Annotated in this window: 18 protein-coding genes; 8 read left to right on the top strand and 10 right to left on the bottom strand. The window is 71.5% G+C overall.

Annotation, left to right across the window (positions count from 1 at the left end):
* Nucleotides 1-34: 34 nt before the first annotated feature.
* The 3 genes from ACYSUO_RS09855 to ACYSUO_RS09845 all read left to right on the top strand — a co-directional run bounded on the left by ACYSUO_RS09855 (nt 35) and on the right by ACYSUO_RS09845 (nt 2607).
* Nucleotides 35-958 (top strand): ABC transporter ATP-binding protein, encoded by a 924-nt coding sequence (locus tag ACYSUO_RS09855; RefSeq protein WP_461775674.1) that lies wholly within the window; start codon nt 35-37, stop codon nt 956-958.
* Between the two features lie 30 nt (nt 959-988).
* A complete protein-coding gene (locus ACYSUO_RS09850) occupies nt 989-1723 on the top strand; it encodes an ABC transporter permease (protein ID WP_461775797.1) in 735 nt (244 codons plus the stop codon).
* An 86-nt stretch (nt 1724-1809) separates the two neighbouring features.
* Nucleotides 1810-2607, top strand: a complete 798-nt coding sequence (locus tag ACYSUO_RS09845) for an SAM-dependent methyltransferase (RefSeq protein ID WP_461775673.1) — start codon at nt 1810-1812, stop codon at nt 2605-2607.
* Nucleotides 2608-2629: 22 nt separating this feature from the next.
* Here ACYSUO_RS09845 and mug read toward each other — a convergent pair whose 3' ends face one another.
* Nucleotides 2630-3181 (bottom strand): G/U mismatch-specific DNA glycosylase, encoded by a 552-nt coding sequence (gene mug, locus ACYSUO_RS09840; protein WP_461775796.1) that lies wholly within the window; start codon nt 3179-3181, stop codon nt 2630-2632.
* Nucleotides 3178-4617 (bottom strand): adenylosuccinate lyase, encoded by a 1440-nt coding sequence (gene purB / locus ACYSUO_RS09835; protein ID WP_461775672.1) that lies wholly within the window; start codon nt 4615-4617, stop codon nt 3178-3180. The genes mug and purB overlap by 4 nt, the downstream gene beginning before the upstream one ends.
* 154 nt (nt 4618-4771) lie before the next feature.
* Between purB and ACYSUO_RS09830 the strand changes: the two genes are divergently transcribed.
* Nucleotides 4772-5878 (top strand): NAD(P)/FAD-dependent oxidoreductase, encoded by a 1107-nt coding sequence (locus ACYSUO_RS09830; RefSeq protein ID WP_461775671.1) that lies wholly within the window; start codon nt 4772-4774, stop codon nt 5876-5878.
* Nucleotides 5879-5923: 45 nt separating this feature from the next.
* Here ACYSUO_RS09830 and ACYSUO_RS09825 read toward each other — a convergent pair whose 3' ends face one another.
* The gene (locus ACYSUO_RS09825) at nt 5924-6832 is read right to left on the bottom strand and encodes a LysR substrate-binding domain-containing protein (protein ID WP_461775670.1); all 909 of its coding nucleotides are present in this window, start codon (nt 6830-6832) and stop codon (nt 5924-5926) included.
* A 201-nt stretch (nt 6833-7033) separates the two neighbouring features.
* On the opposite strand from ACYSUO_RS09825, the gene ACYSUO_RS09820 reads away from it, so the two are divergent.
* Nucleotides 7034-8044 carry an aldo/keto reductase gene (locus tag ACYSUO_RS09820; protein WP_461775669.1) on the top strand — a complete coding sequence of 337 codons (1011 nt, stop codon included), beginning with the start codon at nt 7034-7036 and terminating at the stop codon, nt 8042-8044.
* A 44-nt stretch (nt 8045-8088) separates the two neighbouring features.
* The gene (locus ACYSUO_RS09815; RefSeq protein WP_461775668.1) at nt 8089-8538 is read left to right on the top strand and encodes an SRPBCC family protein; all 450 of its coding nucleotides are present in this window, start codon (nt 8089-8091) and stop codon (nt 8536-8538) included.
* On the opposite strand, the gene ACYSUO_RS09810 is transcribed toward ACYSUO_RS09815, so the two are convergent.
* The 6 genes from ACYSUO_RS09810 to ACYSUO_RS09785 all read right to left on the bottom strand — a co-directional run bounded on the left by ACYSUO_RS09810 (nt 8463) and on the right by ACYSUO_RS09785 (nt 14495).
* Complete coding sequence (locus tag ACYSUO_RS09810) at nt 8463-9077, bottom strand: RBBP9/YdeN family alpha/beta hydrolase (protein WP_461775667.1); 615 nt, start codon at nt 9075-9077, stop codon at nt 8463-8465. The two genes, ACYSUO_RS09815 and ACYSUO_RS09810, sit on opposite strands and share 76 nt — an antisense overlap.
* Entirely contained in the window at nt 9074-10375 is a 1302-nt protein-coding gene (locus ACYSUO_RS09805) for an MFS transporter (protein WP_461775666.1), read from the bottom strand. The genes ACYSUO_RS09810 and ACYSUO_RS09805 overlap by 4 nt, the downstream gene beginning before the upstream one ends.
* A complete protein-coding gene (locus ACYSUO_RS09800) occupies nt 10375-11241 on the bottom strand; it encodes a TauD/TfdA dioxygenase family protein (RefSeq protein WP_461775665.1) in 867 nt (288 codons plus the stop codon). The genes ACYSUO_RS09805 and ACYSUO_RS09800 overlap by 1 nt, the downstream gene beginning before the upstream one ends.
* A gap of 39 nt (nt 11242-11280) precedes the next feature.
* Nucleotides 11281-12252, bottom strand: a complete 972-nt coding sequence (locus ACYSUO_RS09795) for a quinone oxidoreductase family protein (RefSeq protein ID WP_461775664.1) — start codon at nt 12250-12252, stop codon at nt 11281-11283.
* Complete coding sequence (locus tag ACYSUO_RS09790) at nt 12252-13325, bottom strand: beta-keto acid cleavage family enzyme (RefSeq protein WP_461775663.1); 1074 nt, start codon at nt 13323-13325, stop codon at nt 12252-12254. Before ACYSUO_RS09790 ends, ACYSUO_RS09795 begins: the two co-directional genes overlap by 1 nt.
* A gap of 93 nt (nt 13326-13418) precedes the next feature.
* Nucleotides 13419-14495 carry an AraC family transcriptional regulator gene (locus ACYSUO_RS09785; RefSeq protein WP_461775662.1) on the bottom strand — a complete coding sequence of 359 codons (1077 nt, stop codon included), beginning with the start codon at nt 14493-14495 and terminating at the stop codon, nt 13419-13421.
* Between the two features lie 198 nt (nt 14496-14693).
* On the opposite strand from ACYSUO_RS09785, the gene ACYSUO_RS09780 reads away from it, so the two are divergent.
* On the top strand, nt 14694-16175 hold the full coding sequence (locus tag ACYSUO_RS09780) for a long-chain-fatty-acid--CoA ligase (RefSeq protein WP_461775661.1): 1482 nt from the start codon (nt 14694-14696) through the stop codon (nt 16173-16175).
* Here the strand turns inward: ACYSUO_RS09780 and ACYSUO_RS09775 are convergent.
* On the bottom strand, nt 16172-17002 hold the full coding sequence (locus ACYSUO_RS09775; RefSeq protein WP_461775660.1) for an aldo/keto reductase: 831 nt from the start codon (nt 17000-17002) through the stop codon (nt 16172-16174). The genes ACYSUO_RS09780 and ACYSUO_RS09775 overlap by 4 nt on opposite strands.
* Before the next feature lie 133 nt (nt 17003-17135).
* On the opposite strand from ACYSUO_RS09775, the gene ACYSUO_RS09770 reads away from it, so the two are divergent.
* The gene (locus tag ACYSUO_RS09770) at nt 17136-18062 is read left to right on the top strand and encodes an NADP-dependent oxidoreductase (protein WP_461775659.1); all 927 of its coding nucleotides are present in this window, start codon (nt 17136-17138) and stop codon (nt 18060-18062) included.
* Nucleotides 18063-18087 lie beyond the last annotated feature (25 nt).

Raw genomic sequence — 18087 nt, 5'->3', positions numbered from 1 at the left:
GCCCGAGCACCCTGACGCGGACGATTCTGAGGCCATGACCAGTATCGACGTCCAGGACCTCACCAAGGAGTACGGCACGACGCGCGCCGTCGACGGGCTGACCTTCCAGGTCGGCCCCGGCCGCGTCACCGGCTTCCTCGGCCCGAACGGCGCCGGCAAGTCCACCACGATGCGCCTCGCCCTCGGCCTCGACCGCCCCACCTCCGGGACCGCGCTCATCGGGGGCCGCCCGTACGCCACGTACAACGAACCGCTGCGCGTGGTGGGCGCCCTGCTCGACCCGCAGGCGGCGCACGGCTCCCGCACCGCGCGGGAGCACCTGCGGGCGCTCGCCGTCAGCAACCGGATCCCGACGCGACGGGTCGACGAGGTGCTGGAACAGGCCGGGATCGCATCCGTGGCGAAGAAGCGGGTCAAGACGTTCTCGCTCGGTATGCGGCAGCGGCTCGGCATCGCGGCGGCGCTCCTCGGCGACCCCGAAGTCGTGCTGCTCGACGAGCCGTCCAACGGGCTCGACCCCGAAGGCATCATCTGGATCCGGGAGTTGCTGCGCGACCTCGCGCGCGCCGGACGCACGGTGCTGGTCTCCAGCCACCTCATGAACGAGACCGCGACCTTCGCCGACCACCTCGTCGTCCTCGGCCGCGGCCGGCTCCTCGCCGACACCCCCATGCCGGACTTCATCGCCGCGCACAGCACCCGCCGCGTACGGGTGCGCTCCACGGACCCCGCCCGGCTGCGCGCCGCACTCGTGCGCGCGGGACACACGGTGACGCTCGCCGACGACGGCCGCTGCGACGTGGAGGGCGTCACCGCCGCCGACGTGGGCGCGCTGGCCGCCGCCGAAGGTGTCCCCGTCCTCGAACTCGCCGACGAACAGGCCTCGTTGGAGCAGGCCTACCTCGCCCTCACCGCGAACGACGCCGAGTTCGCCGCCACGCCCCTCCAGGAGGCCTGACCCATGACCGCCGTGTCCGCCACGCCCGCCATGTCGACCACCGCCGTACTGCACTCCGAGTGGATCAAGATCAGATCGCTGCGCGGCAGCTTCGGCTCGCTGCTCGCCGTCTTCGTCGCGACCCTCACCATCACCACCCTCACGTTCTCCACCATCGGCCAGGAAGAGGCAGGCAACGGCGGCGACCTCCTCTTCGAGGCGTTCTACGCCCTCAACTTCGGCCAGATCGCGGTGCTCGCCTTCGGCGCCACGGCCGTCTCCTCCGAGTACCTGAACAACGCGCTGCGCGTCTCGCTCGCCGCCGTGCCGAACCGGAACCTCTTCTACGCCGCGAAGACGGCGGTCATCGGCGGCTGCGGGCTCGTCGTCGGCCTGCTCACGACCTTCACCGCGTTCCTCGTGGGCCAGGCGTTCATGGGCCCGTACACGCTCGGCCTCGGCGACCCGGGGGCGCTGCGGGCCTGCGTCGGCGGCGGGGTGTATCTGGCGCTGATGGCGCTGTTCGCGGCGGGGCTCACGGCCGTGCTGCGCAGCGCGGTGGCGGTGCTGAGCATCCTCGTGCCGTTCCTGCTGATCGTGTCCTTCGTCATCGGGGACATCGCGGGCTCGGTCGCCGACTTCCTGCCCGACCGCGCGGGCCAGCAGATCCTCCACCAGCACGCGGAGGGCTCCCTCGGTCCTTGGGCCGGGCTCGCCGTGACCGCGCTGTGGGCGACGGCCGCGCTGCTCGCCGGATGGTGGGCCGTGCGGCGCAGGGACGCATAGAGCGGCGGGCCTGTCGCGCACATCATCGAACTCCCGTGCCAAGATGGGATCTTGAGTGGAGCCCGGCAACGTACGAGGGAGATCGCATGACTGACACCGACGGGTCCAGGCCGGAGGGACGGATCTCCAGCCACATCGCGCACAACGCGCGCGTGTGGAACTACTGGCTGGGCGGCAAGGACCACTACGAGGTCGACGAGAAGGTCGGCGACATGGTGACGTCCATGTACCCGAGCATCGGCGAGGTCGCCCGCGCCGACCGCGCGTTCCTGGGGCGCGCCGTCGGCTTCCTCGCCGGCGAGGCGGGCATCCGCCAGTTCCTCGACATCGGCACGGGCCTGCCGACCGTGGAGAACACGCACGAGGTCGCCCAACGCATCGCGCCGGACGCGCGCGTCGTCTACGTCGACAACGACCCGATCGTCCTCACCCACGCCCGCGCGCTGCTCACCAGCTCCGCCGAGGGCCGCACCAACTACGTGGACGCGGACGCCCGCGACCCGAGGGCGATCATCGACGCGGCCTCCGAGACCCTCGACTTCGACCGCCCGGTCGCGATCATGCTCCTGGGCATCCTCAACTTCGTGCTCGACACGGAGGAGGCCACGTCCATCGTGCGCGAGCTCGTCGACGCCGTCCCCTCGGGCAGCTACGTCGTCCTCACCCACCCCACCCTCGAACTGGGCGGCGAGGGCAACACGGAGGCCATGGCGTTCTGGAACGAGAACGCGAAGCCGCCGATCACCGCCCGCACGGGTGCCGAGGTGGCGGCGTTCCTCGACGGCCTGGACCTCGTGGAGCCCGGCCTCGTCTCGTGCGCGCGCTGGCGCGACGAGGAGGGCACGCAGGTCGCCCAGTACGGGGTGGTGGCCAGCAAGCCGTGAGCCAGGAACTCTTTATAGGGGCCTAGGCGTCGTCGGTGGCGGCCTCGCGGAGGCGTGCGTACTCCTCCGCCATGGTCGCCGCCGTCCAATGGGCGTTCAGGCCACTGGGGTTGGGCAGCGCCCACACCCGGGCGCCGCCGATCGTCCGCTCCTGCGGGCCGATCTTCGCCTTGGGCTCACCGAAGGCCGAGCGGTACGCGGTCACGCCCACCACGGCGAGCCAGCGTGGCCGCAGCTCGGCGACCTTCTCCTCCAGTACGCGCCCGCCCTCCCGGTACTCCTCCGCGCTCAGCTCGTCCGCCCGTGCGGTGGCCCGCGCGACGACGTTCGTGATCCCGAGCCCGTACGAGAGGAGCTCCTCCTGCTCGGACGGCTTGAGCTGCCGGGGCGTGAAGCCGGAGAGGTGGAGGACCGGCCAGAAGCGGTTGCCGGGGCGGGCGAAGTGGTGGCCGGTGGCGGCCGTCATGAGGCCCGGGTTGATCCCGCAGAAGAGAACCCGAAGGCCGCTCGCGACGACGTCCGGAACGAGACGGTCACGAGCGGCCTCCAGGTCCGCTTGGGTAAGCCGGGTCAGAGGATCGCCCCCGGCGTGTAACCGGCGGCCTCCGGGTGCTGCTTCACGATCTCCTCGACGCGGGCCACGATCTGCGCGACCTGACCGGCGGCGGCGCCCGTGAACGACAGCTTGTCCGCCATCAGCTCGTCGAGCTGCGCACGGTCCAGCGGGATGCGGGAGTCGGCGGCGAGCTTGTCGAGCAGCTCGTTGCGCTCGGCGCCCTGCTCGCGCATCGCGAGGGCGGAGGCGACGGCGTTCTCCTTGATCGCTTCGTGCGCTTCCTCGCGGCCGACCCCGGCCCGCACCGACGCCATGAGCACCTTCGTGGTGGCGAGGAACGGCAGGTAGCGGTCCAGCTCACGGGCGACGACGGCCGGGAAGGCACCGAACTCGTCGAGCACGGTCAGGAACGTCTCCAGCAGACCGTCGAGCGCGAAGAACGCGTCCGGCAGCGCGACACGGCGGACCACGGAGCAGGACACATCGCCCTCGTTCCACTGGTCGCCCGCCAGCTCGCCGGTCATCGACGCGTAGCCGCGCAGGATCACCATGAGGCCGTTGACGCGCTCGCAGGAGCGGGTGTTCATCTTGTGCGGCATCGCGGAGGAGCCGACCTGGCCCGGCTTGAAGCCCTCGGTCACGAGCTCGTGCCCGGCCATCAGCCGGATCGTCTTGGCCGTCGACGAGGGGGCCGCGGCGAGCTGGACGAGCGCGGTCACGACCTCGTAGTCGAGCGAGCGCGGGTAGACCTGGCCGACGGAGGTGAAGGCCTGCGAGAAGCCGAGGTGCTGGGCGATCCGCTGCTCCAGGTCGGCCAGCTTGTCGGCGTCGCCGCCGAGCAGGTCGAGCATGTCCTGGGCGGTGCCGACCGGGCCCTTGATGCCGCGCAGCGGGTAGCGGTTCAGCAGCTCCTCGACCCGGCCGTACGCGACGAGCAGCTCGTCGGTGGCGGTCGCGAAGCGCTTGCCGAGGGTGGTGGCCTGCGCGGCGACGTTGTGCGAGCGGCCGGCCATGACCAGCTCCGCGTACTCGCCGGACAGCTTGCCGAGGCGCGCGAGCACGGCGACGGCACGGTCCCGGATCAGCTCGAGGGACAGCCGGACCTGCAGCTGCTCGACGTTCTCCGTCAGGTCGCGGGACGTCATGCCCTTGTGGACCTGCTCGTGCCCGGCGAGCGCGTTGAACTCCTCGATGCGGGCCTTCACGTCGTGCCGCGTGACCTTCTCGCGCTCGGCGATGGAGGCCAGGTCGACCTGGTCGAGCACGCGCTCGTAGTCGGCGATGGCGGCGTCCGGGACGTCGATCCCGAGGTCCTTCTGGGCCTTCAGCACGGCGAGCCAGAGCTGTCGCTCCAGCTTCACCTTCTCCTCGGGGGACCAGAGGGTGGCGAGCTCGACGGAGGCATAGCGGCCGGCGAGAACATTCGGGATACGGGGCTTTGCAGGCGCAGTCACGTGTAGGGAGTTTACCGGGCGTCCCTACAGGCTCCGAACCGTCGTCCGAATGTAGGAACGTACAGGTCGGAGTCCTGCAGTGGGGCGGGCGTCGATCCCGCCCCGTTGCTCGGTCACGTGGACGCGGTCGAACCGGAAACGAGAAGGAGCACGCATGCGCACAGTGATCGTCGGCAGCGGGATCGCCGGAGCGGCCGCCGGGTACGAACTCGCCCGCGCCGGGGTCGACGTGACCCTCGTGGACTCGCGGATCGAGGGGCGCGCCACGTCCGCCGGCGCCGGCATCATCTGCCCGTGGTCGTCCCGGGTCGACGACCCGGACTGGTACCGGATGGCGGTCGCGGGTGCCGAGTACTACGAGGACCTGCGCGCGGCCCTCGCCGCCGATGGGGAGACCGACCTCGGGTACCGGAAGGTCGGCTCGCTGCGGCTCACCACCGAGGACGAGGCGGAGGACGTGCTGCGGCGGGTGTCCGAGCGTGCGGCCGGGTCCCCGCTCGCGGGCGACGTGGAGCTGGTCGACGCGCGTCGGGCCCGCGAGCTCTTCCCGCCGCTCGGGCACGGGGGCCCCGCCGTGCACATCCCCGGCGCGGCACGCCTCGACGGCCGCCTGGTGCGGGACGCGATGTGCCGGGCGGCGGTGCGGCACGGCGCCCGGATCGTCGAGGGCACGGCGGCGCTCGTCGCGGACGGGGCCGACTGCGCGGTGCGCGGCGTGCGGGTCGACGGCGAGACCATCGGCGCGGACTCCGTGATCGTGGCGGCCGGAGCCTGGGCGCCCGAACTGCTCGAACCGCTCGGTGTGCAGGTACGGGTCGAGCCGCAGCGCGGCCAGATCATGCACCTGCGCCTGCCGGGCACGGACACCACGGACTGGCCGGTCGTGCTGCCGATGTCCCGGCACTACCTGCTGGCCTTCGACGACTCGCGGATCGTGGTCGGCGCCACCCGCGAGGACGGCGCCGGATTCGACCACCGGGTCACCGCGGCCGGAATGAAGGAGGTGCTCGACGAGGCGCTGGCGGTCGCCCCCGGCCTCGCCGACGCCACGCACGTGGAGACCCGCATCGGGTTCCGCCCGGTGGGCCCCGGCATCCGCCCGCTGCTCGGCGCGGTCCCGAAGGTCCCCGGCCTGGTCGTGGTCAACGGCCTCGGCGCGTCCGGCCTCACCATGGGCCCGTACGCGGGCTCGGTCGCGGCCCGGCTGGCGCGCGGGGCGGAGCCGGGGACGGACCTGACGGCGTTCGACCCGCTGCGCTGAGCCTCCCAACGGGGTTGCGGGGCTGGGGAGTTGTCTAGCAGCGCCTCAGTCGTTGGACTCCCCGTCCCCGGTAGCCAGCACCGTCGTACGGAACGACGCGACGACCGGCCGCAGATCGATCCGGTGCCAGCTCGCCCACAGCCGAACGGACCGCTGGAACCAGGGGAGTTCGCGCACGGTGATCCCGGCGGTGCGGCCGGTCAGCATGCTCCGCTGGACGAACGCCATGCCCAGCCCCGACGCCACCAGACCCACCGCCGTGAGCGGTTCGGGTGCCTCGAAGCGGATGTCCGGGGTGAACCCGGCGGCGGCGCAGGCCGCGACGAAGTCGTCCCGCCAGACGTGGTCCTGACCGTCCTCGACCGCGATCCACGGCAGACCGTCGAGGTCCTCGGGCCGCACCTCGGCAGCGTCCGCCAGCGGATGGGTGCTGGGGACGGCCAGCAGCAGCGGGTCCTCCAGGAGGAGCGCGCTGCGCAGGTCCGGATCGTCCTCGGGCGGCGCCTCCGGGGCCAGGGCGATGTCGAGGCTGCGCTGGCGCAGGCCCTCGAACTGGTCGTGCGCGGTCATGTCGTAGAGGGCGACGTGGATGCCGGGGCGCTCCTCGTTGAGGGAGCGCAGCGCCTTGGGCAGCAGGCCGGTGTGCATGGCGTCGCCGACGTAGCCGACGCACAGGCCGCCCTCCTCGCCGCGGCCGAGACGGCGGCCGAGGTTCTCCAGGCGGGCGGCGTGCCGCAGCAGGGCGGTCGCCTCGGTGAGGAAGACGCGGCCGTCGGAGGTGAGCCGGATGCGCTGCTGGCTGCGCTCGAACAGGCTCAGGCCGAGGTTCTTCTCCAGCTGGGCGATCTGCCGGCTCAGCGGCGACTGCGAGATGTGCAGTCGTTCGGCGGCCCGGCCGACGTGCTCCTCCTCGGCCACGGCCACGAAATAGCGAAGTTGTCGCAGGTCAAGCATGTTGGACCTCGGGGGACTCAAGTGTGTCCAAGTGAGTCTTGGACGGTCTTACCCGTTGATCCTAACCTCGGAGGAGCAAGAGGCGCGGAGCAGGAGAAACCACAAGAAATTTCCGCAAGGCCGCGCACGCAGCAGCAGGCGTACAGCGCCAGGACACACCAGCACCAAGACACACCAGCACCAAGGCAAGGAAAGAGCTCCATGGGCATCAAGTCCCTCCTCCCCGGCCGGCTCGGATTCGGCACCGCTCCCCTCGGCAACATGTTCCGCGCGATCCCCGACGACGAGGCCCGCGCCACCGTCGAGGCGGCCTGGGACCACGGCATCCGCTACTTCGACACCGCCCCCTTCTACGGCGCGGGCCTCGCCGAGGAGCGCCTGGGCGAGGTCCTGTCCACCAAGCCGCGCGACTCCTACGTGCTGTCGACCAAGGTCGGCCGCGTCATCCTCGACGAGCACGAGACGGACGTCCCCGACTTCGGCGAGAAGGGCGGCCTGTTCGAGCACGGCAACCCGAACAAGATCCTCCACGAGTGGACCGCCGACGCCACCGAGCGCTCCATCGAGGGCAGCCTCAAGCGCCTCGGCACCGACCGCCTCGACATCGTCTGGGTCCACGACATCGCCCAGGACTTCCACGGCGACCAGTGGATCCAGAAGTTCGAGGAGGCCCGCACCGGCGCCTTCCGCGTCCTGTCCCGGCTGCGCGACGAGGGCGTCATCAAGGCCTGGGGCCTCGGCGTCAACAAGACCGAGCCCATCGAGCTGACCCTCGCCCTCGACGAGCCGCAGCCGGACGGCTTCCTGCTCGCCGGTCGCTACACCCTCCTCGACCACGAGCACGCCCTCACGCGTCTGCTTCCGATGGCCCAGGAGCAGGGCGTCGACATGGTGGCCGGCGGCCCCTACAGCTCCGGGATCCTCGCCGGTGGCACCCACTTCGAGTACGCGGAGGCGCCCGCCGAGATCATCGAGCGCGTCGGCCGGCTCAAGGCCCTCACCGAGAAGCACGGCATCGGCATCAAGTCCGCCGCCCTGCAGTTCTCCCTGGCCCACCCGGCCTCCGCCGCCGTCATCCCCGGCGCCACCCGCCCCAGCCGCATCGCCGAGGACACCGCCGCCCTCGCCGAGGAGATCCCGGCCGCGTTCTGGACCGAGCTGCGCGCCGAGGGCCTCGTCAGCCCTGCCGCCCCGCTCCCGAACAACGCCTGAACCCGAACCAGTTGACCCAGTTGACCGTGAAGGAGAGGCCCACGATGGCTTCCACCACCGCATCCCTCGACATCCCGCAGAGCCCCGACCGCGTCTGGCAGCTCATCGGCGGCTTCGGCTCGCTGCCGGACTGGCTCCCGTACATCCCGAAGAGCGAACTCGGTGAGGGTGGCCGCGTGCGCCGCCTCACCAACGCGGACGGTGGCGTCATCGTCGAGCGGCTCGTCGAGTTCAACGAAGCCGAGCGCCGCTACAGCTACGCCATCGAGCAGGCCCCGTTCCCCGTCACCGGCTACCTCTCCACCCTGACGGTCCACCCCGTCCCCGGTAGCCCGGACACCTCCCGCGTCGAGTGGTCCGGCTCGTTCACCCCGGTCGGAGTGACCGACGCCGAGGCCGAGGAGCTCTTCCACGGCATCTACGTCGACGGGCTGGCCGCGCTTCTGGAGACGAGTTCGCTCAGCAAGTCCATGGCGCGGGGCCAACGTCCGTAGCCGGAGGTGGGGTTGAGGTGGCCGACCGGGCCGAGGTCCACGAGGCGGCTGCCCCAGTAGGCGGCCAGGGAACTCGCCCGGTCGAAGGAGGCCAAGGGGTCGTTCCTGCTCGCGGCGACGATGCTGGGGAAGGGGAGTCGCTCGCGCGGGACCGGTGACCAGCCGTGCTCGCGCAGCTCCTTGCGGGAGGGGTAGCCGTCGGGCAGTTCGGCGTCGAAGTCGGGCGGGGCGGCGAGCAGTGCTCCGACGACGCGTGCGCTGTGCTGCCGCGCCCAGTGGACGGTGGTCAGCACGCCCGCGCTGTGCGCCACCAGGAGGACGGGGCCGGACGTCTCCATCAACTCCCTTTCCAGTGACGTCACTTGGGCGGCGAGGCTCAGGCGGTCGTGTTCCAGTGGTGGGACCGTGCGGGAGCGGGGGAGTTCATGGGCGAGGTAGGTCTGCCAGTGGTCCGGGACGTGGTCCCGCAGGCCGGGGACGATCACCACGGTGGGCTGTTCCGGGTTGTGCATGTTGTTCGTGCCGCTCACGTTGTTCATGGGGAGGGCCCCAAGGTGGTCGGTCGGCGCAGGTCCTTCTCGTACGTGCTTCTGCCGATGGCGAAGGCCGTGGCGCCCAGGAGTGCGACCAGCGGGATCACGCGCAGCGCCCCGGCCAGGCCCAGGTGGTCGGCGAGCATGCCGGTCAGGGCGGGGCCGGGCGCGAGGCCGATGAGGCTGTTGGCGAGGGTGAGCGTGGCGAGCGCCGTCGCCGCGAGGGCGGCGGGCGTCAGGCTCGCCACCATCGCCGCCGCGGGGCCCGACGTGCCACCCGCGAGCAGCGTGCCGAGGCCGACCAGCGCGAGCTGCGCCGGGCCGGTGGGCAGTAGGAAACCGGTGGCCAGGAGGGCGAGGGAGCCGAGGCTGCAGACGATCGACACGGTCCAGTTGCGGATCGGCGCCGACCGGCTGAGGCGGTCCGCGACGGCGCCGCAGGCGATCATGCCGATCCCGCCGATGAGGGCGAACACCCCGGCCGCCAGGCCCGCCTTGCTCGTCGGCAGGCCGTACGCCCGGTCCAGATAGCTGGGCATCCACGTCAGCAGCGCCATCGCCAGGAACATCTGCAGACCGCTGCCGACGTAGGCGCAGATGACGGAGACCGAGTTGAAGAGGTGGGGCAACTGTGGGCGGATCGAAGGGCGTTGGGTGCGTTTGGACCGTTGGTCGGTGCCGCCGATCCGGCGTTCCTTGACGACGAGTCCGTAGACGACCGCGAGCACGAGCCCGTACAGGCCCATCACGCCGAACGCCCAGCGCCAGCCGTGCGCCTGGGCCACGACGCTGCCGACCGAGACACCGAGGACGGACCCGAACGAGCCTCCGGCCATGAACGCGCCGGCCAGCGTCGCCCGCAGGGCCAAAGGGAAGACGCTGAGCACCACCGCGATGCCGACGCTGCCGTACGCCGCCTCCCCGATGCCGACCACGAAGCGGGCCAGGAACATCTCGCCGTAGCCCGCCGCGACGGCGCAGCCCAGGGTTGCCAGGCTCCACACCGAGGCGGCCGCGACCAGGATGCGCACCCGCCCCCAGCGGTCCGCGAGCAGCGACAGCGGGAAGGTCAGCACGCCGACCATGAGGGCGACGACACCGCTCAGGGTGCCCAACTGGCCGTCGGACAGCAGCCATTGGGCCTTGAGCATCGGGAAGACGGCGTTGAGCACCTGCCGCGACATGTAGTCGGACAGCAGCAGGGCGAAGCTCAGCGCGAACACCAGCCACGCGTAGCGGCGTGAGACGACCGGCGGGGTGTCCGCGGCCTCCGAGGCCTCCGACGTCAGTACCGACCCCGTCATCAGAACGGTCGGTCGCCGGTGATGCCGGCGCGCTCCATGCGGCGCACGGCGGGCCAGTAGTCCTGGACGGCGTAGTGCTGAGTCGAGCGGTTGTCCCAGATCGCGACGGAGTCCGGGCTCCAGCGCCAGCGCACCTGGTACTCGGGGACGGCCGCCTGGCTGATCAGGTAGCGGAGGAGGTCGGCGGCGCCGGGCGCGTAGTCCTGGCCGAAGCGTACGTTCTCGGGGCGGTGGTAGTTCACGAAGTGTGTGGTGAACGCGTTGACGAAGAGGATCTTCTCGCCGGTCTCCGGGTGTGTGCGCACCACCGGGTGCTCCGCGTCAGGGAAGCGTTCCTTGAGCGCGTGTCGCTCCGCCGTCGGCAGGGCCGCGCCGAACGTCGCCTCGATGCTGTGCCGGGCGCGCAGCCCCTCGATGCGCTGCTTGACCCGGTCGGGCAGGCGCCGGTACGCCTCGGCCATGTCGATCCACATGGTGTCGCCGCCGACCGCCGGGCCCTCGACGCAGCGCAGCACCGCGCCCATGGGCGGGCACTCGCGCCACGTCGCGTCGCAGTGCAGGGCGTTCTCGTAGTGCTCGGGCTTGCTGTCGAGGTCCTTGTAGATGCGGACGAGGCCGGGGTGCTCGGGGTCGCTGCCCGCCACCGGATGGTCCTCCAGCGGGCCGAAGCGGGAGGCGAAGGTGACGTGTTCGGACCGCGACATGTCCTGGTCGCGCAGGAACAACACCTTGTACTGGAGGAGGAGTTGACGGATCTCGACGAACAACTCCTCGTCGCGGGCGGCGTCGCTGAGCTGAACCCCGTGCAGCTCGGCGCCGAGTGTGCAGGTCAGGGGTTCGACGGTGAGGGCGGTACGGACAGGCATGGGGACTCCCGGAGAAGCGCGGAGAGGTTCGGAGGAGGTTCAGAGGACGAAGACGGACGAGCCCGTCGTGCGGCCCGACTCCAGGGCGCGGTGCGCGTCCACCGCGTCCGGCAGCGCGAACCGCTGCGGGATCCGGACCGTGATCCGGCCGGCCGCCACGTGGTCGAACAACTCCCCGGCGAGAGCGGCCCGTTCGGCCGGATCGGCGATGTAGTCGGCGAGCGCGGGCCGCGTCACGAACAGCGAGCCGTGGACGGCCAGTTGCATGGCGTCCAGCGGTGGCACACCCGACGCCGTACCGAAGCACACCAGCAGTCCGCGGCGGCGCAGCGAGGCCATCGACGCCTCGACGGTGTCCTTGCCGATGCTGTCGAGGACCAGCGGAACGCCTTCCCCGTCGGTGAGTTCACGCACCCGCTCCGCGACGTTCTCGCGCCGGTACAGGATGGTGTGGTCGCAGCCGTGCTCGCGGGCGACGGCCGCCTTCTCCTCCGTGGAGACCGTGCCGATGACCCTGATGCCGAGCAGCTTCGCCCACTGGGTGAGGATCAGCCCGACGCCACCGGCCGCCGCGTGCAGCAGGATCGTGTCCCCCGACTGCAAGGGGTGGATGCGGCGCAGCAGATACGCGGAGGTCAGGCCGCGCATCGTCATGGCGGCGGCCGTGTCGAAGCCGATCGCGTCCGGCAGCTTGATCAGGGACCCCGTCGGCATGACGCGCTCGGTGCTGTACGCGCCGAGCGGGCTGCCCGTGTACGTGACCCGGTCGCCCGCGGCGAAGCCCGTCACACCCGGTCCCACGGCCAGGATCACGCCCGCGCCCTCGACGCCGAGCCCCGCGGGCAGCGGCGCCGGGTACAGGCCGGTGCGGAAATAGGTGTCGGCGAAGTTCAGGCCGACCGCCTGATGCCGGATGCGCACCTCGCCGGGGCCCGGGGCGCCCACCGCGACCTGTTCCCAGCGCAGCACATCGGGGCCACCGGTCTCCTGGAAGCGGACCGCGTACGCCATCAGCGACCGCCCCCGGACTCGGAGACGGAGCGCAGCATCGAACCCCGTTGCCCGGGGCGGCGGTTGGGCACCATGCCGAGCTGCGCGAGCGTCTCGTCCGTGCTGTCGTACCACTCGCCGAGCCGGTAGATCTCCCGCGCCTCCGGCCCGGAGGCCACCTCGCGGCCGACCGCGTCGGCGATCCGCACCATCTGCTCGACCTGCTGCACCGACGACATCCGCTCGCCCTTGCGGCTCCAGAGGTTGTCCTCGTTGCCTACGCGGACATGGGCGCCGAGCGCGATCCCGACCGCGTTCATAGGAGCCACCGCGCGCATAGACGCCTCGATGGTGAGCACGGCGCCGTCCGGCACACGACGTATGAACTCGACCAGGTCGGCGGGGTGCCGGCCCGCGAACCCGCCGCCGATCGCCACGTAGTTGAGGACGAGCGGGCCGTGGTACTCGCCCTTGCGGACGAGGCGCTCGACCGTCTCCAGCTGGGACAGGTTGGCGAGCTGGAAGTGCGGCTGGATGCCGTTCGCCCGCAGCCGCTTGAGGTGCTCCAGGTAGAAATCGGGGCCCGCCTCGACCACCATGTCCCGGTACGCCTTGTAGTAGCCCGGCTTGGCGATGGACGTGCCCTCGATGTCGGCGTCGTCGAAGATCTCGACGATGTTCATCTGGTTGGTGTTGATGGCGATGGTGACCTGGTCGGGGCTCGGCGAGACCTCCGCCAGCATGTGGCGGGTGTCGTAGCTGAGCCACTGCGCGTCGCCGCCCTCGTCCTCGGGGGCGAAGGAGATCGAGCCGCCGATCTGGAGCACCATGTCCGGCACGGCCTCGCGCAGCCTGCCCATCAGCTCGTTGAACATCGACAGGCGCTTCGAGCCGTGCCCGTCGAGTTCGCGTACGTGGATGTGCAGCACGGTGGCGCCGGCGTTGTAGCAGTCCACGGCGGCCTGAACGTGCTCGTCCATGGTCAGCGGCAGGTCGTCGGCGTCGCCGGGCAGCCACTCGGGGCCGTACGGCGCCGCCTGGATCACCAGCTTCTGCTGGTTCTCGGGGTAGAGGGAGTCGTCGTGGAAATGCATGGATTCGTACCCTTCGGTGCGGTTTCTCGCCTACCACCGCCACGTTAAGGACGGGTTACGCGGCCCGCTTAACCCGAAGGGACAGCCAACTTGTCACTTGGGGACAGGAGTTGATCTCCCCGCTGTTTCCGAATTCCCCGCCGTTTCCGACCTCCCTGTACGTTCCGAACTCTCCGTACGCCGGGCCCGCCAGGCCCGCGGCGTGCAGCCGAACTGCTCGCGGAACCAGCGCGAGAAGCCGCTGGGCGCGGAGAAGCCGAGGAGGAGCGAGATCTCGGTCAGCGTTTGGCGCGGGTTCGCCACCAACTGCTCGGCGAGGCGGGCGCGGGTGGCGTTGAGCAACGAGGAGAACGTGTGCCCCGCCGACGCCAGATGCCGGTGCACCGTCCTGCGGTCCACACCGAGACTGTGCGCGACCTCCTCGATGGAGCAGCGCCCCGTCGGCAGCAGCGCCTCGATCAGCTCCCGCACCTGGTCGACGAGGGCGGTCCCGCGCGGCTCGGTGACCGAGTCGAAGAACTGGCGGGCGTACGCGTGCAGGAGCGGGTCCGAGTGCGGATTGGGGGCGTCGAGGTCACGCGTGTGCAGCACCAGGCCGTTGAACGCGCGGCCGAACTCCACGGCGGGGCCGAACAGACGGTGGTGGGTGCCGGGTTCGGTGGGTGCCGGGTGGGTGAAGCAGATGGCGGCGGGGCGGCAGCGGTCGCCCAGGATCTCCCGCACGACGTGGTGGAAGACGCCCACGGCCAGCTCCGTCGCCTGCCGTGCGGGCTCCGGCTCACCCGATTCGAGCCACACCTTCAGGACCGACCGGCCCTCCGTCTCGTCGAGCCGGCCGTGCAGCATCTCGTTGTAGGCGTCCTCGTGGCGGATCAGCAGATCGAGCGCGCTGCGCAGTGTCGGCTCCTCGCGCGCCACCAGGCTGATCGGTCCCAGGTTCGCGAACCGGCGCCGGCCGGCGAGCAGCAGCCCGAAGTCCTCGCGGCCCGCCACGGCGGCCGACCGTTCGAGCAGCCGGGTCACGGCGGGCCCGGGGATCCACCGGTCCTGTACGGAGAGTTCGGCGGGGCGCAGGCCCACCTCGCGCAGCAGCGGTTCCGGTGCGATGCCGAGTGAGCGGGCGAGGGGGACGTAGCCGCTGAGCGCGGCGCTGCGGACGCGGGGCTTCATGGGCACGCTCCTTGCCTGTCCCCGTTGGATAAGTCGCACGTCACGAGGGGGCAAGCGGAGGGCCGGACCGCGACCTAGCGCGGCAGCGCCGCGACGGTCCCCGAGGCCACCTGGTCACGGAGTTACCGAACGCCAGGAAACCGGCCGGACAGCGCGTTGACAAGCCACCGGCCGAAGATCAGCCCTCGAAGGAGCCGCATGACCAACCTTGCCACCCTCCTCGTCGCAGCCGCCCGGGAGCACGGCGACCGGCCGGCCGTGCGGCAGGGCGGGGGCCGTCTCACGTACGAGGAGCTGGGCGACGCCTGTGCCCGGTTCGCCGCGCGGCTGGGGGAGCGGGGCGTGCGGGCCGGTGACCGGGTGGCCATGGCCGTGCCCAATGTCGTCGACTTCCCTGTCGCCTACTACGGCATCCTCGCCGCGGGCGCCGTGGTGGTCCCGCTGAACCCGCTGCTGAAGTCCCGGGAATTCGCCTACGTGTTGGGGGACTGCGAGCCCCGTGCCGTGGTGACGGCGGCATCGTGTGCGGACGAGGTCGCTGCCGCCGCCACGCCGACGGGTACGTCCTGCCTGACCGTGGGGACGGAGGAGTTCACTCAACTGCTTTGCGGTATCGAGCCGTTGATGTCGATCGTCGAGCGCGCCGACCACGACACCGCCGTGATCCTCTACACCTCGGGGACGACCGGAGCGCCCAAAGGGGCCGAGCTCACCCATCGCAATCTCGCCGCCAACGCGCGCACCGTCGCGCGCGACATCCTCCGGATCGGCCGGGACGACGTGGTCCTCGGCGGACTCCCGCTGTTCCACGCGTTCGGCCAGACCTGCGCGCTCAACGCCGCCGTGAGCGCGGGCGCGACGCTCACCCTGCTGCCCCGGTTCGACGCCGGCGCGGCACTGGAGACCATGGCGCGCGACGGAGTCACGCTCTTCCTCGGTGTGCCGACGATGTACGCGGCCTTGCTCCATGGAGGCGTGCGGGTGCGGCCCGGACGGCTGCGGCTCGCCGTCTCGGGCGGCGCCTCCCTGCCGGTCCGGACGCTGCACGCCTTCGAGCGCGCGTACGGGGTGCCGATCCTGGAGGGCTACGGGCTGTCCGAGACGTCCCCGGTCGCCACGTTCAACCCGCCGGACGGGCCCCGCCGACCCGGCTCGATCGGGCTGCCCGTCGACGGCGTCGCGCTCCGCCTCCTCGACGACGCCGGGCAGCCCGTCGAGGTCGGTGAGGTGGGCGAGATCGTGATCCGCGGCGACAACGTCATGAAGGGCTACTGGAACCGCGCGGCGGCGACCAGCGAGGCCTTCACGGACGGCTGGCTGCGCACCGGGGACCTCGCCCGCGTCGACGACGACGGCTACTACTACGTCGTCGACCGGAAGAAGGACCTCATCATCCGCTCCGGCTACAACGTCTACCCGCGGGAGATCGAGGAGGTGCTCCACGAGCATCCCGCCGTCGCGGAGGCCGCCGTGTTCGGCGTCCCGCACGAGACCCACGGCGAGGAGGTCGTCGCCGTCGTCAGCCTGCGCGCCGGCGAGCGCGCCGAGGCGGACGCCATACGGGAGTTCGTCCGGGAGCGGGTCGCCGCCTACAAGTACCCGCGCCGCGTGCGGATCGTGGCCGCCCTGCCGAAGGGGGCGACCGGCAAGATCCTCAAGCGCGAGCTGGCCAACGGTTAGTTGAGCTCGTCCGGGTGCGGACCCGTGCGCAGGTCGCGGTCGAGGGTGGCGAGGGAGGCCAGTTCGTCGTCCGTGAGCGTGAAGTCGAAGACGTCGAGGTTCTCGCGGATGCGGGTCGGCGTCACGGACTTGGGGATCACGACGTTGCCGAGCTGGAGGTGCCAGCGCAGCACGACCTGGGCGGGCGACTTGCCGTGGCGGGCGGCGATCGTGGTGATCGCCTCGTCGCCGAGGACCGCGCCCTGCGCGAGCGGGCTCCACGCCTCGGTGGCGATGCCGAGGTCGGCGTGCACGGCGCGCAGCTCGTTCTGCTGGAGGCCCGGGTGCAGCTCGACCTGGTTGACGGCGGGCACGAGCGACGAGTCCGCCAGGAGCCGCTCCAGGTGCGCGGGCTGGAAGTTGGAGACGCCCGCGGCGCGGATCCGGCCGTCGGCGACCAGCTTCTCGATGGCCTTCCAGGTCTCGCGGTAGAGGTCGCGCTCCGGGGTCGGCCAGTGGATGAGGTACAGGTCGACGTGGTCGAGGCCCAGCTTCTCCAGCGAGGCGTCGAAGGCCGCGAGCGTGGCGTCGTAGCCCTGGTCGGCGTTCCACAGCTTGGTCGTGATGAACAGGTCCTCGCGGGCGATGCCGGAGGCGGCGAGCGCGCGGCCGACGCCGGTCTCGTTCCCGTAGATCGCCGCGGTGTCGATGCTGCGGTAACCGGCCTCGAGCGCGGCGGTCACGGCCGCGGTGGTCTCGTCGTCCGGCACCTGGAAGACGCCGAAGCCCAGCTGGGGGATCTCGACGCCGTTGTTGAGGGTGACGGTGGGGATGGTGGACGGTGCCATGGTGTGGGTGGCCTCTCGGGTGGTACGGGCCCTACGGGTGCTTACGCCGCCCGACGGTAATTGCAGGCGCGGGTTAATTGCAAACGCACGTATCGGGGGCTTGCATTTACCGCCGTGTGCAACCATTGGTCGGATGAAGGCCATCACTCTGAACGGATACGGCGGCCCCGACGCGCTGCGGCTCACCGACCTCCCCGACCCGAAGGTCGCACCTGGTGAGGTGCTGATCCGGGTCCGGGCCGCCGGGGTCAACCCGGTCGACTGGAAGCTCGCCGCGGGCGGCCTCGACCCGATCATGGAGACGCACTTCCCCCTCGTTCCCGGCTGGGACGTGGCCGGAGTGGTCGAGCGCGTCGGCTTCGACGTCGAGGAGTACGCGCCCGGGGACGAGGTCTTCGGCTACATCCGCAAGGACGTCGCCCAGCTCGGCGCCTACGCCGAATACGTCTCCGCGCACGTGCGCATGCTGGCCCGCAAGCCCGCAGCGCTCTCCTGGGAGCAGGCCGCGGGCGTCCCGCTCGCCGGGCTCACGGCCCACCAGGCCATCAAGCGCGTGGGGGTCGGCGTGGGTGACACGGTCCTGGTGCACGCGGCCGCGGGCGGCGTCGGCTCGTTCGCCGTCCAGATCGCGGTGGCGCTCGGCGCCCGCGTGATCGGCACGGCGAGCGCCCGCAACCACGACTTCGTACGGGAGTTGGGCGCGGAACCCGTGGCCTACGGTCCCGGCCTCGCCGACCGTGTCGCGGAGCTTGCGCCCGAAGGCGTCGGCGCGGCCCTCGACTTCGTCGGTGGCGAGGAAGCCGTCGGGGCCTCGCTGCGGCTGCTCGACCGGCCCGACCGGTTCGCGTCCATCGTCGAGGCGGAGGCCGCGGAGAAGGGCGGCCACTACGTGTGGGTCCGCCCGGACCCGGCCGACCTCACGGCGCTCGCCGGCCTCGCCGACGCGGGGAAGCTGACCGTGCCCGTCGCGCGGGTGCTTCCGCTGGCCGAGGCGGCGGAGGCCTGGCGGCTCAATGCCGAGGGGCATACGCGGGGCAAGCTCGTGCTGTCCGTGGACTGAGCTGCGATGCGGCGGGGCGCCGCTG

This window comes from Streptomyces sp. UC4497 (assembly GCF_054871485.1).
Note: the sequence above shows the minus strand (reverse complement) of the source record. Positions and strands in the feature narration are given on the sequence as shown.

What these genes read in the sequence shown, in the direction of transcription:
- ACYSUO_RS09855 (WP_461775674.1), top strand. Translation starts at nt 35, where the DNA reads ATGACCAGTATCGACGTCCAGGACCTCACCAAGGAGTACGGCACGACG.
- ACYSUO_RS09850 (WP_461775797.1), top strand. Translation starts at nt 989, where the DNA reads ATGTCGACCACCGCCGTACTGCACTCCGAGTGGATCAAGATCAGATCG.
- ACYSUO_RS09845 (WP_461775673.1), top strand. Translation starts at nt 1,810, where the DNA reads ATGACTGACACCGACGGGTCCAGGCCGGAGGGACGGATCTCCAGCCAC.
- ACYSUO_RS09830 (WP_461775671.1), top strand. Translation starts at nt 4,772, where the DNA reads ATGCGCACAGTGATCGTCGGCAGCGGGATCGCCGGAGCGGCCGCCGGG.
- ACYSUO_RS09825 (WP_461775670.1), bottom strand. Translation starts at nt 6,832, where the DNA reads ATGCTTGACCTGCGACAACTTCGCTATTTCGTGGCCGTGGCCGAGGAG.
- ACYSUO_RS09820 (WP_461775669.1), top strand. Translation starts at nt 7,034, where the DNA reads ATGGGCATCAAGTCCCTCCTCCCCGGCCGGCTCGGATTCGGCACCGCT.
- ACYSUO_RS09815 (WP_461775668.1), top strand. Translation starts at nt 8,089, where the DNA reads ATGGCTTCCACCACCGCATCCCTCGACATCCCGCAGAGCCCCGACCGC.
- ACYSUO_RS09810 (WP_461775667.1), bottom strand. Translation starts at nt 9,077, where the DNA reads ATGAACAACGTGAGCGGCACGAACAACATGCACAACCCGGAACAGCCC.
- ACYSUO_RS09805 (WP_461775666.1), bottom strand. Translation starts at nt 10,375, where the DNA reads ATGACGGGGTCGGTACTGACGTCGGAGGCCTCGGAGGCCGCGGACACC.
- ACYSUO_RS09800 (WP_461775665.1), bottom strand. Translation starts at nt 11,241, where the DNA reads ATGCCTGTCCGTACCGCCCTCACCGTCGAACCCCTGACCTGCACACTC.
- ACYSUO_RS09795 (WP_461775664.1), bottom strand. Translation starts at nt 12,252, where the DNA reads ATGGCGTACGCGGTCCGCTTCCAGGAGACCGGTGGCCCCGATGTGCTG.
- ACYSUO_RS09790 (WP_461775663.1), bottom strand. Translation starts at nt 13,325, where the DNA reads ATGCATTTCCACGACGACTCCCTCTACCCCGAGAACCAGCAGAAGCTG.
- ACYSUO_RS09785 (WP_461775662.1), bottom strand. Translation starts at nt 14,495, where the DNA reads ATGAAGCCCCGCGTCCGCAGCGCCGCGCTCAGCGGCTACGTCCCCCTC.
- ACYSUO_RS09780 (WP_461775661.1), top strand. Translation starts at nt 14,694, where the DNA reads ATGACCAACCTTGCCACCCTCCTCGTCGCAGCCGCCCGGGAGCACGGC.
- ACYSUO_RS09775 (WP_461775660.1), bottom strand. Translation starts at nt 17,002, where the DNA reads ATGGCACCGTCCACCATCCCCACCGTCACCCTCAACAACGGCGTCGAG.
- ACYSUO_RS09770 (WP_461775659.1), top strand. Translation starts at nt 17,136, where the DNA reads ATGAAGGCCATCACTCTGAACGGATACGGCGGCCCCGACGCGCTGCGG.